Origin of the sequence: Dyella japonica DSM 16301, assembly GCF_001010355.1 — a bacterium.
Classification (GTDB): Bacteria; Pseudomonadota; Gammaproteobacteria; order Xanthomonadales; family Rhodanobacteraceae; genus Dyella; species Dyella japonica.
On sequence record NZ_JPLA01000065.1, the window covers coordinates 1 to 13,802 of the forward strand.

The window sequence follows — 13,802 nt, forward strand, 5'->3', positions numbered from 1 at the left end:
ACGTTGATCCTCGCCCACCAGCCCGCGCCCTCCCTTGTAGGAGCGCACCCTGTGTGCGACAGCCACGCTGGGGTGTACCGCTCCGTAGGTTTGTCGCGCACAGGGTGCGCTCCCACAAATAGCCGATCGGTGACGTTGATCCTCGCCCACCATCCCGCGCCCTGCCTTGTAGGAGCGCACCTTGTGCGCGACCGCAGCGCTGGGGTGTACCGCTCCGTAGGATGGTCGCGCACAACTGCGCTCCTACAAAAAGCCATCCAAATCAGTTTTACTACGGTCATGCCCATGACCCTACCCCCATCATCCGCGACCAGCCTCGCCCCGACGGTCACGCGATGAACCCGCCCACCGTCCTCACGCCGCTGGCCCTGGCGCCGCTCAATACGCGCATCGCGTTCCTGCTGGAGCTGGCGCGGCGTCTGCATCAGTACGGCACGGCGGCGCCGCGCCTGGAGGGGGCGATCTGGGGCGCGGCCCAGCGGTTGGGGCTGGTGGCGGATGTGTGGTCCAGTCCCACGGCCATCATCATTTCGTTTACCGACCTGTCCCAGGGTGAGGACGAGGTGGCGCAGGTGACCCAGGTGATGCGCCTGGCGCCAGGCGATGTGAACCTCGGACGTCTGAGCGATGCCGACGCCATTGCCGACAAGGTGATCGCGGGCGACATCGAATTGCGCGAGGGCTTTCGCCTGTTGCGCGAGCTGGGTCGGCCCGATACACGGCGCGCGCAGGCCGGGGTGATCGCCAGCTATGGCCTCGCTGCCGCCAGTGTGGTGGCGCTGCTGCTGCACAGCTCGTGGGCCGATCTGGTCACCGCCGCGCTGATCGGTCTGATCATCGGCACCATCACCGTGCTGTCGGCCACGCGTCCACGTCTGGCCGTGGCGAGTGAGGCGATCAGTGCCCTGGTCGCCGCGACCATCGCCATCGTGGTCAGTCAATTCGTCGTGCCCTTGGCCATCAAGTCGGTGATCCTGGCGGGGCTGATCGTGCTGATGCCCGGCATGGCGCTGACCACGGCGGTGCGCGAGATTTCCAGCCAGCATCTGGTCGCCGGCGTGGCGCGCATGGGCGGGGCGATCGCCACGCTGATCAAGCTCACCTTCGGCACGGTGGCCGCCACCCAGCTATGCAGCGCGTTTGGTATCGAAGGGCGCGATTACGCGCTGCCACCGTTGCCAGCGTGGACGGATTATCCGGCCTTGATCGTCGGTGCCTTTGCGTTTGCCATTTCTTTCAGGGCGGCCAGGCGCGATTGGCTGGTGGTGATGGCCGCCGTTGTGCTCGGATATCTCTCCACGCGCTGGGGTGGCGCCTTGGCCGGTCGCTTGCCGGCGGCGCCATTTGGCGTGTTCCTGGGCGGATTGATCCTCAGCAGTGTCGCCAATCTTTATGCGCGCTTTGTGCATCGGCCCGGCGCGATGATTCGCGAACCGGGCATTATCCTGCTGGTGCCGGGTAGCGTAGGGTTCCGCAGCGTGTCGTATATGTTGGAGCGCGATACGACCCTGGGCATGGACAGCACCATGCTCCTGATCACTCTGCTTATTGCGTTGGTGGCGGGGTTGCTGTTTGGCGACCTGTTGATCGCGCCACGCCGCTCGCTCTGAAGCAGGCCCGCCGAGTCGGCTCTCGCTGACGGGACATCAGGAAAATTACCGGTAAGTCGTGGCGCAATATCTCTCAGACGAAGCGCCGTCCGGCTTTTAGTTTGGCTGCAATGATCACTGCGCCGAAGGGAGCAAGCCATTGCAGCCGACATCGATCGTGGAAGGGCGGCCGCACAGCGTTCTGATCGCCGACGATCATCCGATGTTCCGGCTGGCCCTGCGCTACGCACTGGCCGCCCGCAACGAGCAGGTGAACATCGTCGAGGCGGCGAGCCATACGGATTTGGGGGAGGCCGTCATGGCGGGCGAGTTCGACCTTGCCCTGCTCGATCTGGCCATGCCCGGCGCCAACGGTTTCTCCTCGCTGATGCATCTGCGCTGCGAGCGCCCGGAGTTGCCGGTGATCGTGATTTCCTCCTACGAGGATCCCTATACCGTGGGCCGTGCCCGGCAGTTCGGTGCGGCCGCCTTCGTGCCCAAGTCCGCGACGGCGAGGGACCTCTGGCATGTCATCGAGATCGTGCTCGCCGGGGGCACCTGGTTCCCGGCCTGCAATGTCGATGAGGGCAGTGCGGATGCCCGGACCCGGCGGCGTTTCAGCTCCCTGACCACGCAACAGCTTCGCGTGTTGCTGCGCGTCGGCGAGTGCCTGCTCAACAAGCAAATCGCCGACGAGCTACAGCTGTCGGAAAACACCGTCAAAGTTCATATCAACGCGATCCTGAAGAAACTCCAATGCAGTACACGCACGCAGGCGGCGGTACTGATACGCAGTCTTCTGTCGGACTCGCCGAATTCGCCTTTGCAGATTCGCAATGTAGGCGCCACCTGATAGAACCTGGCCAAGGAACACACTTTGATCGGGTAGATTGATCTTGTGACCAGGGCCCCGACGGGCGCTATTTGACCCGCCAAAGAAGTGCATAAAGTGCTAGGAAGCACTTCAGAATATTGCGAATCGTCGCATTTGAGGCAGTGGCATCCACTCGTTCCGAAGGCGCGAATATGGACGTCCAAATCGACTGCGCGTGTCCATGCGAGATCGCCCAATCTTCCTTGATGCTGCAGTGCATTAGTACCAATTAACTATATGTCGCTCCAGCGTGCCATCCCTAGGATGGATCAACACCACGCGGCCGCCAGAGGGGCGTTCGCGTCGCGCGCAACGCGTGATCAAGGACGGGGGAGCAACAATGAGAGCCAAGGAAGAGGCAATTCACGGTATCGATGCGACGCAGTCGCTGTCGTCCATGCAACGCTTGAAGTCGATACTGGGTGGCTCGATCGGCAATCTGGTCGAGTATTACGACTGGTATGTCTACACGTCGTTCTCGCTGTATTTCGCCAAGGCATTCTTTCCGCAGGGTGATGCCGTTTCGCAGGCGCTCAACGCCGCGGCCATCTTTGCTGTCGGGTTTCTCATGCGACCCATCGGCGGTTGGTATTTCGGCCGGTACGCCGATCGTCACGGACGCCGCGCGGCGCTGATGCGCTCGATCGTATTGATGTGCGCGGGTTCACTGCTGATTGCGCTGTGTCCGACCTACGGTGCCATGGGTGTCGCCGCGCCCGTGTTGCTGGTCTTTGCGCGCTTGATGCAAGGCTTGAGTCTAGGTGGCGAGTACGGCAGTTCGGCGACCTATCTGTCCGAAATGGCCACGGGTAAGCGACGGGGCTTCTGGTCGAGCTTTCTCTACGTCACGCTGATCGCAGGCCAGCTGCTGGCGCTTGGTGTGCTGATCGTGCTGCAGCAGTGGTTTTTCACCGAGAGCCAGCTCAAGGCGTGGGGGTGGCGGATTCCCTTTGCGGTAGGGGCCGTCGTCGCTCTCGTCGCATTGTTCCTGCGCCGGAACATGGCCGAGACCGCTGCGTTCGTAAGCAGCCAGGCCAAGGCAGCGACCGTCCGCCGAGGGAGTTCGCTGGCCCTGCTGGTCAAGCATTGGCGTCCGGCGCTGATCGTGGTCGGCTTGACCATGGGCGGCACGCTGGCCTTCTACACCTATACCACCTACATGTCGAAGTTCCTGGTGCTCAGCGTCGGGCTGAGCAAGGAGACGGCGACCCTGATAAACGCCGCCACCTTGTTGGTCTACATGGTGTTGCAGCCGCTGGTGGGTGGCCTGTCCGATGTCATCGGCAGGCGTCCGATCCTGATCGCGTTCGGCGTGCTCGGCGTGCTGTTGACGGTGCCGGTGCTCAGCACGCTGCGCGGCGTCACGAGTCCCTATGAGGCCTTCGCGCTGATCATGCTGATGCTGGTGGTCGTGTCGGGCTACACATCGATCAATGCGGTCGTGAAGGCAGAGCTGTTCCCTGTCGAGATACGTGCCCTCGGCGTGGGTCTTCCCTATGCATTGGCCGTCGCAATTTTCGGTGGCAGCGCGGAGACGGTCGCACTGTGGTTCAAGCAGAGCGGCCATGAGAGCGGGTTCTACTGGTATGTCACGGGGTGCATCGGCTGCTCCCTGCTGGTTTACCTCTTCCTCCCCGATACCAAGAAAACCTCGTTGATCGAGGACTAAGCAGCAGCTGTTCCCTCCGCCTATCCCGGTCCGCGCAAGCGGGCCGTGGGGAAGTGCGGCCTTTTTCCCGCGCAACGTCGAGGAGCCGGTTGATGAAGAGAAGACTGAGTAATGCCTTGTCCCTGGCCGCGGCGCTCGGTGCGGTCGGTTCCACGACCACGGCACATGCTGCGGATGAGCTGACCTGGCAGGGCATCACCCTGTACGGCACCTACGACATCGGCCTCGTGCATCAGACCCACGGGGCACCTCAGACCAAGGACTGGGGCGTTGGCATGGCTTATCTGATCGCCAGGAACAGCGACAAGCCGCAGACGGCGATAGCGCCTAACGGGCTTTCTCAATCGCGCATCGGCGTCAAAGGCAAGGAGGATCTGGGTGGCGGCGTCGCCTTCGTTTTCAATCTCGAAGTCGGCTTCAATCCGCAATCGGGTCGCCTTTCCGATGGTCTCGCCTCGCTTGCCTATAACAATGGTCGCCCGCTGGATCAGCAGAAGTCGGCAGGCGACTCATCTCGTGCGGGCCAGGTGTTGAACGGTCCGGCCTTTGTCGGTCTGAGTTCGAAGGAGCTGGGAACGCTCACGGTCGGACGCAACAACACGGTGCTGCTCGACAATATCGGTCGCTACGACCCGATGAACAGTTCGTACGCGTTCTCGCTGATCGGCCTGCAGGGCACCACGTCGGGCGGTGGCTATACGCAGGATGCGCGGGCTGACAATTCGCTCAAGTACAACGGGAAGTGGGACAGCTTGCGTCTGGCGGCGTTGTACCAGTTCGACGGCGGACATGGCAGCCAGGGTACGGGCTGGCAACTCAATGCGGGCTTCGATGGGCAGGATTTCTCGGTGGATGCGGTCTACGCGAGCAAGAAGGATGGCGTGGCCGCCGCCTCGCTCAATGCCGCACAAGCCAGGATCATGCCGCACGATTCGCTTGCTGCCGTTGTTTCGGACAACACCTCGTGGACGATCGACGGTAGCTATACAAGCGGTCCGTTCAAGCTATATGCGGGCTTCGAACGGATCGAGTTTGAGGACCCTTCGCGCCCGCTGCGGCCGGGCTTCACCGGCCTCGGGGGTTACACTTTCAGCGTAGTCAACAACGAGGCTTTCCCGCATACCAGGCGCCTCGATGTAACGTGGTTTGGCGTGAAATACGCCATCAACAAGGATTTCGATCTTACCGGCGCCTACTATCACTACGGCCAGAACGCCTACGGCAAAACGAGTTGTCGTGATCGCAGCGCCGCCAGTTGCAGCGGTCAGTTCGATGCCTATTCGGTTCGTCTGGTCTGGCATAACTTCGCCAAGCGTTTCGACGCTTATACCGGCGCCATGTTCTCGCGTGTTTCGGATGGTATGGCCACGGGTTACCTGCACACGTCGACGATTGATCCCATGGTGGGTGTGCGCTTTCAGTTCTGACGTCTCGCCGACTGATGATCTATGAATGGCATTTCGTCGTTCGCTCTGAAAATCAATCCGCGCGAATAAAAAAGAAAGCCGGCCAATGGCCGGCTTTCTTTGTGTGGATTAGCGATCAGATCGCCAGATCCTTTTCCTTTTTGCCTGCCTTCAATGCATCGTTGAACCAGCGCGGACGCTTGCCGCGGCCGGACCATACCTGTTCGGGGTCGGCCGGATTGCGATACTTGGGCGCTACCGTGCCGCCGCTGCGGCGCGTCTTGCCGCCACGCGCGTTGCCGAAGATGTCTTCGAAGGTATAACCCTCGGCTTTGATCAGGGCGTGGATTTTCTCACGCAGCTTGCCGACCTTTTCCTTGCGCAATTCCTGCTGGCGGACCTGCGCTTTATTGATCAGGTCATTGAGCTGGTTATGGTTGAGACTCTTGAGATCAACTGCCATGCGTAACTCCCGGGGTGAGTGTGACTGCCTGACTTGGGTACTGCGACTTAAGCCGTACCTCTTTTGGATTATTGATTTTTACCGATTAACAGAATTGTTGCAAAGCAAATAAGGTCGATTGGGAAAAATTCTTAGCGGTCGGCGGCCCATTAAATGCCAATAGGGACCAAAGCCCGTATCGGGATTGAGGGATCGGAACGGTATCGCGGGCATGCCGCCGGCCCCGGGCGGGTCCCTTCTGTGGTGCCTGCGCTTCCCGCAAGCGCCCCAGGGTATAGAACGATGCGCATAAAAAAAGCGGCCGCTGGGCGACCGCTTCTTGGAGTTTGCAGTGGCGATCAGCCCAGTAGTGCGAACAGCTCATCCTGGCTGATGGCGCGGGCTTCGGCTTCATGGCGGGCCCGGTATTCCAGCGTGCCGGCGGCCAAGCCGCGCTCGCTGACCACCACGCGGTGCGGGATGCCGATGAGTTCCATATCCGCAAACATCGCGCCCGGACGCAGACCGCGATCGTCCAGCACCACGTCGATGCCGCGGCCCTGCAGCGTCCGATACAGCGACTCGGCTGCCTGGGTAATCTCCGGGGCGTTCTTGGGATTGATCACGCACACCGCCACGCGCCACGGCGCCATGGGTTCCGGCCAGATCGCGCCGGCGTCGTCATGGCGCTGTTCGATGGCGGCCGCCACGATACGGCTGACGCCGATGCCGTAGCAGCCCATCATCATCACCTGGGCCTTGCCGTTTTCATCCAGCACGGTGGCCTTGAGCGCCTCGGCGTACTTGGTGCCGAGCTGGAACACGTGGCCCACTTCGATGCCGCGCGCCATGTGCAGCGTGCCCTTGCCGTCCGGCGAGGCATCGCCCGCCACGACCTTGCGGATGTCTTCCACGCGGGTCACGCGCGCGTCGCGATCCCAGTTGGCGCCGGTGTAATGCGTGCCGTCCTGGTTGCCGCCGCAGACGAAATCAGCGATCACGGCCGCATCGCGGTCGACAATCACCGGAATTTCCGCCGGCAGGTTCACCGGACCGATAAAGCCAGGGCGCGTGCCGGTCAGGGCGAGGATTTCCTCTTCCGTGGCCAGCACGGATTCGCCCGGCATCTCGGCGAGTTTGCCGGCCTTCACTTCATTGACTTCGTGATCGCCACGCACGCACAGCGCGACCAGGCCATCGGTGCCGCGCACCAGGATGGTCTTCACGCACTGCTGCGGCGACACCTTGAGGAAGCTGGAGACGTCTTCGATGGTTTTCTGCGTGGGCGTATCCAAGCGCTTGAGCTCGGCCGCCGGGGCGGGGCGCGCCGTGGTGGGCGCGAGAGCTTCGGCCTTCTCGATGTTGGCGGCGTAATCGGAAGTATCGGAGAACGCGATGGCGTCTTCGCCCGAATCGGCCAGCACCTGGAACTCGTGGCTGGCGTTGCCGCCGATGGCACCGGTGTCGGCCTGCACGGCGCGGAACTTCAGGCCCAGGCGCGTGAAGATGCGCGAGTACGCCTGGTACATCGCGTCATAGGTTTGCTGCAGCGATTCCTGCGAGAGATGGAAGGAGTAGGAATCCTTCATCAGGAACTCGCGCGCGCGCATCACGCCGAAGCGCGGACGGATCTCGTCACGGAACTTGGTCTGGATCTGGTAGAAGTTGACCGGCAGCTGCTTATAGCTCTTGAGCTCGTTGCGCGCGTAGTCGGTGATCACTTCCTCGGCGGTCGGCGCATAGCAGAACTCCTGCTCCTTGCGGTCCTTGACCTTCAGCAGCTGCGGGCCGAACTTGGACCAGCGGCCGCTTTCTTCCCACAGCTCCTTGGGCTGGATGGTCGGCATCAGCAACTCGACCGCGCCGGCGCGATCCATTTCCTCGCGCACCACAGCCTCCACCTTGCGCAGCACGCGCAGGCCCAGCGGCGACCAGGTGTACAGGCCGGCGGCCAGCTTGCGGATCATGCCGGCGCGCAGCATCAGGCGATGGCTGGCGATTTCGGCGTCGGCAGGGACTTCCTTGACGGTGGCCAGGTGGAATTGGCTGAGGCGCATGCGAGCGGGTCCGGCGGAGAAAGAGGCCGATTATAGCGGCCCGCGACGCGCAAACTCGCGGGTCGCGGCAGCTTCTTCCCGCGGAGAGAGGCTCAGCCGCCCGAGCAATACTGCTGGTATTGGGCTTCGGCAGCGGCCTGCTGCTGCTTGCGCTGGTCGGTGTTCATGACTTTCTGCTGATCACCTTCCTGCATCACCACGGGTCCGCTGCTCTTGAGCATCTCCATATTGCTCTTGAGATTGGCGCACAGTTTGGCGCGGTTTTCCGGCGTATCGGCCATCGGCTGTGGCTTGGCCTGCGGCTGGCTGTCGCTCTTGGGCTCGGTATTGTTGCTATTGCTCGGTTCTGCGGCCGCCAGAGGTTCGACCGAGCCCGAGGTGGTGACCTTGTTGTACTTGGTGCCCTGCGGGGGCGGCGCGTCGGAGTAGTGCACGGTGCCGCTGGCATCCGTCCACTTGTAGGCCTGGGCGGCGGCCAGGGGCGCGACGAGCAGCAGCGCGGTGGCGATCAACAGTCGACGCATGGTGGGCTCCGGGACGTTGGGCGTGTGCGGGTTTGTTAAGGAAAGTCGGGTCGTTCCGGGCGGACTTGCCGGGCTTGGCCCGACGCGCCGGCGAGGCCGGCCGCGTCCCCCTGCGACGCCGTAGCATCCTTGCACCCCGTCCGGCCGGACTCAAGCGGGGGATGGTTTACACTGCGCGCATTCCGTCACGGATTGATTCATGAGCGACAGTACGCCCGTCCGCCCCCCGCGCCACCGGGGCATTTATCTGCTGCCGAACCTGTTTACCACCGGCGCGATGTTTGCGGGCTTCTACGCGATCGTGACCAGCATCGCCGGCGATTTCAGCTCGGCCGCCATTGCCGTGTTCGTGGCGGCGCTGCTGGACGGCATGGATGGCCGGGTGGCCCGCCTCACCAACACCCAGACCGAGTTCGGCGTGCAGTACGACTCGTTGTCCGACCTGGTCAGCTTCGGCCTGGCGCCGGCGCTGGTGATGTACACGTGGTCGCTATCCAGCTTGAAGGACTATGGCCCGACCTGGGGCAAGATCGGCTGGGCCGGCGCCTTCATCTATGCAGCCTGTGCCGCGCTGCGCCTGGCACGCTTCAATACCCAGGTGGGCGTGGTCGACAAGCGTTATTTCCAGGGCCTGGCCAGTCCGGCCGCGGCGGCGGTATGCATGTCCTTTGTCTGGAGCATGGACAAGTTCGGGATACTGGGCGCCGAGGTGCCTTTCCTTACGCTGGTGACGGCGGTGCTGGTGGGTCTGCTGATGGTGAGCAATTTTCGCTACTACAGCTTCAAATCGCTGCCGATGGGCGACCGCGTGCCGTTCCTGTGGGTGCTGATCGGCGTGCTCGTGCTGGTGCCGTTTTTCATCGATCCGCCGCGCGTGTTGTTCGTGGTATTCACGCTGTATCTGCTGTCCGGCCCGGTGATGACCCTGTGGGGCCGCGCCACGCGCCGTCGTCGTCGGGGAGTGGCCTGATGGCCGGGCTCGCGCACGCCACGACGCATCGCGAACGCGTGCTCCGCGCGCTGGGCGTCACGCCGTGGGTGCGTCGCGTCGCCGTGGCAGAGCCTGCGGCGAGCGAGCTGCCGATGGTCGATACGGTGGCCGAAGTCGTCTCGGGCGACTGCGTCGTAGTGCTGCCCGCGGGCTGCTCGCCGCGCGAGTTGGACCTGGTGGGCCGCGCCCTGATGGCCTGCGGCCCCGCGATCGCGCGCGCGCCGCGCATTGAAGTGAGCGGCGGCCAGTTGCCGGCCGCGCCACAGGCCCGCGCTTATCTGGTCTTCGGCGAGGCGCAGGCGCATGCGCTGGGTCGCGAACTGCCGGCGGCGGCGCTGAGTCGCGCCCATATCGTGCTGGCTGACGAACCGGCGAGCGTGCTCGCCTCCGGTGCAGGCAAGCGTCGCCTGTGGAACGCGCTGCGCAGTCTGCGCCGCGCACTGGTCGCTGCCGCGGAGTAGTCCCTGCATGGTCGCCGTGGCCCGCCCTCACGCCGAAATCCGCGCCATGCGCCGCGACGACGTGCCCATGGTGGCTGCGCTCGAGGCTGCCTCTTACGACTTTCCCTGGACGGCAGGCATCTTCAGCGACTGCCTCAAGGCAGGACACCCGTGCTGGGTGATGTGGGTGGATGGGGTGATCGCCGGCTATGGCGTGCTGTCGGTGGCCGCAGGCGAGGCGCATATCCTCAACGTGTGTGTCGGCCCGGATCATCGCGGGCTGGGCCTGGGGCGGTTCTTGTTCCGCCGTCTGCTCGATATCGCCCGATGGAACGGGGCGGGGCGGGTGTTTCTCGAAGTGCGACCATCCAATCCGTCCGCGCAGAGTCTCTATCGCTCGCTGGGGTTCGAGGAGATTGGGCGGCGGCCGAAGTACTACCCGGCCAAGGATGGGCGGGAGGATGCGATTGTGATGGCGTTGGATTTGGTGGCGGGATAGAGGACGCCGGACGGCTGTTCGTGTAGGAGCGCACTTGTGCGCGACCAGCCTACGAAGCGGTACACCCACGCGCTGCGGTTGCGCACAAGGTGCGCTCCTGCAAGGGAGCGGACCCATGGGGCGAATCAACCTCGCCGATCGGCTATTTGTGGGAGCACACCCTGTGCGCGACCAGCCTACGGAGCGGTACACCCACGCGCTGCGGTCGCGCAGAAGGTGCGCTCCTACAGGGGATTGGACCCGTGGGGCGATTCAACGTTGCCGATCGGCTATTTGTGGGAGCGCACCCTGTGCGCGACAAACCAACGAAGCGGTACACCCATGCGTGGCGGTCGCGCACAGGGTGCGCTCCCACAGACAAGCACCCTCGCTCCGAAGAGCAGAGGGCTTTGGATTGGAAACACTGAGCAGCCGATCGAAACGCCTCAGCCCAGCTTCTGCGCCTGCTCGCGCAACGCCGTCAGCTGTACGCCCCAATCAGCGATGCGCTGGCGCTCCTGCGCGACCACTTCGGCGGGTGCATTGGCCACAAAATTCGCGTTGCCAAGCTTGCCTTCGCACTTCTTGATTTCGACTTCAATGCGCGCGATTTCCTTGGAAAGGCGGGTCTTCTCCGCACCAAGATCGATCAAGCCCGCAAGCGGAATCAGCACGCGCATCGAACCCACCACGGCGGCCGCGGCGGCCGGTTCGTCGGCGCCCGATTCAATCCACTGCGGTGCATCCACGCGGGCGAGGAAGCTGATCTGTGCGGCGAATTTGGCGGCGCGTGCGCGATCGCTCGAGTCGCCGTCGGCGAGCAGCAGGGGGATGGTCTTGCCGGGGGCGATGTTCATTTCCGCGCGGATGCGGCGGATGCCGCTCAGCACGTTCTTGAACCATTCGACTTCGGCCGTGGCGGCATCGTCGGCGACGATCTCGTCGGCCTTGGGCCACGGCCGTTCCAGCAGGAACTTGGCGTCGAGGCCGAGCTTCGGTGCGACCGAGTGCCAGATCTCTTCGCTGATGAACGGAATGATGGGATGCAGCGCGCGCAGGATGGTTTCAAGCACCACCACCAGCGTGTGACGCGTGGACGCGGCGGCAGCGGCATCGTCGCCATTCAAGGCCGGCTTGGATAGTTCCAGGAACCAGTCGCAGAACTCGTTCCAGGTGAACTCGTACAGCTCCTGCGCGAGCAGGTCGAAGCGATAGCTGGCGAAGTGCTGCTCGACGTCGGTGAGCGTCTGCTTCAGGCGCGTGAGGATCCAGCGCTCGGCTTCGGTCACCGGTGCGCCACCCGGTGCGGGCAGCTGGCCTTCGGGCAGGTTCATCAACACAAAGCGTGCGGCGTTCCACAGCTTGTTGCAGAACGCCTTGTAGCCTTCGGCGCGCTTGATGTCGAAGTTGATCGTGCGGCTATAGCTGGCGAGCGCGGCGAAGGTGAAGCGGAGCGCGTCGGTGCCGATGGCGGGAATGCCCGCCGGGTAATCCTTGCGGATGCGCTTCTCCACCTTGTCGCGCACCTGCGGGATCAGCAGGGACTTGGTGGACTTGGCCACCAGCGGCTCCAGTTCGATGCCGTCGATCAAATCCAGCGGATCGAGCGTATTGCCCTTGGACTTGGACATCTTCTGGCCTTCCGCATCACGCACGATCGCGTTGATGTAGACATGGCGGAAGGGCACGCGACCGGTGAAGTATTTGGTCGCCATCACCATGCGCGCGACCCAGAAGAAGATGATGTCGAAGCCGGTGACCAGCACGGCGCTGGGCAGGAACACGTTGTCGACGTCCCAGTTGGCCACGACGTTGCCATGCTCATCCTTCACTGCGCCGTCCATCGGCCAGCCGAGGGTGGAGAACGGCCACAGCGCCGAGCTGAACCAGGTGTCGAGCACGTCCTCATCCTGGCGCAAAGCACCCACCGGCGGCGTGGCGGCGTGCGCACGCGCGTCGGCTTCGTCCTCGCCCACGAAGATGTTGCCGGCTTCGTCGTACCACGCCGGGATGCGATGGCCCCACCACAGCTGGCGGCTGATGCACCAGTCCTGGATGTTTTCCAGCCACTGCGTGTACGTCGTGCTCCAGTTTTCCGGCACGAACTTGATCTCGCCGCCGCGCACGGCCTCGAGGGCCGGCTCGGTGATTTCCTTGCGGCCTTTCTCGCTGGTGAGGTCGAGGAACCACTGGTCGGTGAGCATCGGCTCGATCACCGCATCCGAACGCTGGCTCACCGGCACCTGCAGCTTGTGCGGCTTGGTTTCGACCAGCAGGCCTTCGGTTTCCAGGTCCGCGAGCACGGCCTTGCGTGCTTCGTAGCGGTCCATGCCGCGGTATTTTTCCGGCGCGTTGTCGTTGACCTTCGCGTCCAGCGTGAAGATGTTGATCGGCGCCAGCTGGTGACGCTGGCCGATGGCGTAGTCGTTGAAATCGTGCGCGGGCGTGATCTTCACGCAGCCAGTGCCGAATTCGCGATCGACGTAATCGTCGGCGATCACCGGAATCTCGCGGCCGCTCAGCGGCAGGCGCAGCGTCTTGCCGACCAGGTGGGTGTAGCGTTCGTCTTCCGGATTCACCGCGACAGCGACGTCGCCCAGCATGGTTTCCGGACGCGTGGTGGCCACCACGACGCTGTCCTTGCCGTCGGCAGTGTTGTAGCGAATCGACCACATGTGGCCGTCGCGTTCGACGTTGTTCACTTCGAGATCAGAGACCGCCGTACCCAGCAGCGGGTCCCAGTTCACCAGGCGATTGCCGCGATAGATCAGGCCGGCGCGGAACCACTCGACGAACACCTTGCGCACGGCGGCCGACAGGCCCTCGTCCATGGTGAAGCGTTCGCGCGACCAGTCGGCGGCGGCGCCGATGCGGCGCATCTGGTTGGTGATGGTGGAGCCGGATTCTTCCTTCCACTTCCACACGCGTTCGACAAACGCTTCGCGGCCCAGGTCGTGGCGCGTCTTGTCGTCCACGGCGAGCTGGTTTTCGACGATCTTCTGCGTGGCGATGCCCGCATGATCGGTACCCACCTGCCACAGCGTGTTCATGCCGCGCATGCGCTGGTAGCGGATCAGCATGTCCATCACGGTCTGCTGGAAGGCATGGCCCATATGCAGCGTGCCGGTCACGTTCGGCGGCGGCAGCAGGATGCAATAGGGCTCGCCCTGGCCGGACGGCTTGAAGTCGCCGCTGGCTTCCCAGGCGGCATACCACTTCGATTCGATCTGGCCGGGCTCGAAACTCTTGTCCATCAGGGGCTCGCGATTGCGCGCCGGGGCTGGCGCGTGGGGATAGTCGGTAAAGGGGCGATTGTACGGGCGGGGCGGGTG

General features: G+C 63.6%; 11 protein-coding genes. 7 read left to right on the forward strand and 4 right to left on the reverse strand.

Annotation, left to right across the window (positions count from 1 at the left end; genetic code table 11):
• The first annotated feature begins 335 nt into the window (after positions 1-335).
• From Y882_RS17865 to Y882_RS17880, 4 genes are all read left to right on the forward strand, one after another.
• Entirely contained in the window at positions 336-1,610 is a 1,275-nt protein-coding gene (locus Y882_RS17865; protein ID WP_046973314.1) for a threonine/serine exporter family protein, read from the forward strand.
• Between the two features lie 139 nt (positions 1,611-1,749).
• Positions 1,750-2,442, forward strand: a complete 693-nt coding sequence (locus Y882_RS17870) for a response regulator transcription factor (RefSeq protein WP_280136538.1) — start codon at positions 1,750-1,752, stop codon at positions 2,440-2,442.
• A gap of 361 nt (positions 2,443-2,803) precedes the next feature.
• Positions 2,804-4,132 carry an MFS transporter gene (locus tag Y882_RS17875; RefSeq protein WP_046973315.1) on the forward strand — a complete coding sequence of 443 codons (1,329 nt, stop codon included), beginning with the start codon at positions 2,804-2,806 and terminating at the stop codon, positions 4,130-4,132.
• 92 nt (positions 4,133-4,224) lie between these two features.
• Positions 4,225-5,559 carry a porin gene (locus Y882_RS17880; protein ID WP_082121180.1) on the forward strand — a complete coding sequence of 445 codons (1,335 nt, stop codon included), beginning with the start codon at positions 4,225-4,227 and terminating at the stop codon, positions 5,557-5,559.
• Positions 5,560-5,674: 115 nt separating this feature from the next.
• On the opposite strand, the gene Y882_RS17885 is transcribed toward Y882_RS17880, so the two are convergent.
• The 3 genes from Y882_RS17885 to Y882_RS17895 all read right to left on the reverse strand — a co-directional run bounded on the left by Y882_RS17885 (position 5,675) and on the right by Y882_RS17895 (position 8,561).
• The gene (locus tag Y882_RS17885) at positions 5,675-6,001 is read right to left on the reverse strand and encodes an H-NS histone family protein (RefSeq protein ID WP_046973316.1); all 327 of its coding nucleotides are present in this window, start codon (positions 5,999-6,001) and stop codon (positions 5,675-5,677) included.
• A 338-nt stretch (positions 6,002-6,339) separates the two neighbouring features.
• Positions 6,340-8,037 carry a proline--tRNA ligase gene (locus Y882_RS17890; RefSeq protein ID WP_046973317.1) on the reverse strand — a complete coding sequence of 566 codons (1,698 nt, stop codon included), beginning with the start codon at positions 8,035-8,037 and terminating at the stop codon, positions 6,340-6,342.
• Between the two features lie 92 nt (positions 8,038-8,129).
• Entirely contained in the window at positions 8,130-8,561 is a 432-nt protein-coding gene (locus Y882_RS17895; protein WP_046973318.1) for a DUF4124 domain-containing protein, read from the reverse strand.
• Positions 8,562-8,760: 199 nt separating this feature from the next.
• On the opposite strand from Y882_RS17895, the gene pssA reads away from it, so the two are divergent.
• Genes pssA through rimI form a run of 3 tightly spaced genes read left to right on the forward strand, consistent with a single transcriptional unit; the run spans position 8,761 to position 10,491 of the window.
• On the forward strand, positions 8,761-9,531 hold the full coding sequence (gene pssA, locus Y882_RS17900) for a CDP-diacylglycerol--serine O-phosphatidyltransferase (RefSeq protein WP_046973319.1): 771 nt from the start codon (positions 8,761-8,763) through the stop codon (positions 9,529-9,531).
• Complete coding sequence (locus tag Y882_RS17905) at positions 9,531-10,013, forward strand: hypothetical protein (RefSeq protein WP_046973320.1); 483 nt, start codon at positions 9,531-9,533, stop codon at positions 10,011-10,013. The genes pssA and Y882_RS17905 overlap by 1 nt, the downstream gene beginning before the upstream one ends.
• Before the next feature lie 7 nt (positions 10,014-10,020).
• A complete protein-coding gene (gene rimI, locus Y882_RS17910; protein WP_046973321.1) occupies positions 10,021-10,491 on the forward strand; it encodes a ribosomal protein S18-alanine N-acetyltransferase in 471 nt (156 codons plus the stop codon).
• A 425-nt stretch (positions 10,492-10,916) separates the two neighbouring features.
• Here the strand turns inward: rimI and Y882_RS17915 are convergent, their stop codons facing one another.
• The gene (locus tag Y882_RS17915) at positions 10,917-13,724 is read right to left on the reverse strand and encodes a valine--tRNA ligase (RefSeq protein WP_046973322.1); all 2,808 of its coding nucleotides are present in this window, start codon (positions 13,722-13,724) and stop codon (positions 10,917-10,919) included.
• Positions 13,725-13,802: the final 78 nt, after the last annotated feature.

Bases quoted from the DNA above. Each gene is read 5' to 3' on its own strand.
- Y882_RS17865 (WP_046973314.1), top strand. From the start codon at position 336: ATGAACCCGCCCACCGTCCTCACGCCGCTGGCCCTGGCGCCGCTCAAT.
- Y882_RS17875 (WP_046973315.1), top strand. From the start codon at position 2,804: ATGAGAGCCAAGGAAGAGGCAATTCACGGTATCGATGCGACGCAGTCG.
- Y882_RS17880 (WP_082121180.1), top strand. From the start codon at position 4,225: ATGAAGAGAAGACTGAGTAATGCCTTGTCCCTGGCCGCGGCGCTCGGT.
- Y882_RS17885 (WP_046973316.1), bottom strand. From the start codon at position 6,001: ATGGCAGTTGATCTCAAGAGTCTCAACCATAACCAGCTCAATGACCTG.
- Y882_RS17890 (WP_046973317.1), bottom strand. From the start codon at position 8,037: ATGCGCCTCAGCCAATTCCACCTGGCCACCGTCAAGGAAGTCCCTGCC.
- Y882_RS17895 (WP_046973318.1), bottom strand. From the start codon at position 8,561: ATGCGTCGACTGTTGATCGCCACCGCGCTGCTGCTCGTCGCGCCCCTG.
- pssA (WP_046973319.1), top strand. From the start codon at position 8,761: ATGAGCGACAGTACGCCCGTCCGCCCCCCGCGCCACCGGGGCATTTAT.
- Y882_RS17905 (WP_046973320.1), top strand. From the start codon at position 9,531: ATGGCCGGGCTCGCGCACGCCACGACGCATCGCGAACGCGTGCTCCGC.
- rimI (WP_046973321.1), top strand. From the start codon at position 10,021: ATGGTCGCCGTGGCCCGCCCTCACGCCGAAATCCGCGCCATGCGCCGC.
- Y882_RS17915 (WP_046973322.1), bottom strand. From the start codon at position 13,724: ATGGACAAGAGTTTCGAGCCCGGCCAGATCGAATCGAAGTGGTATGCC.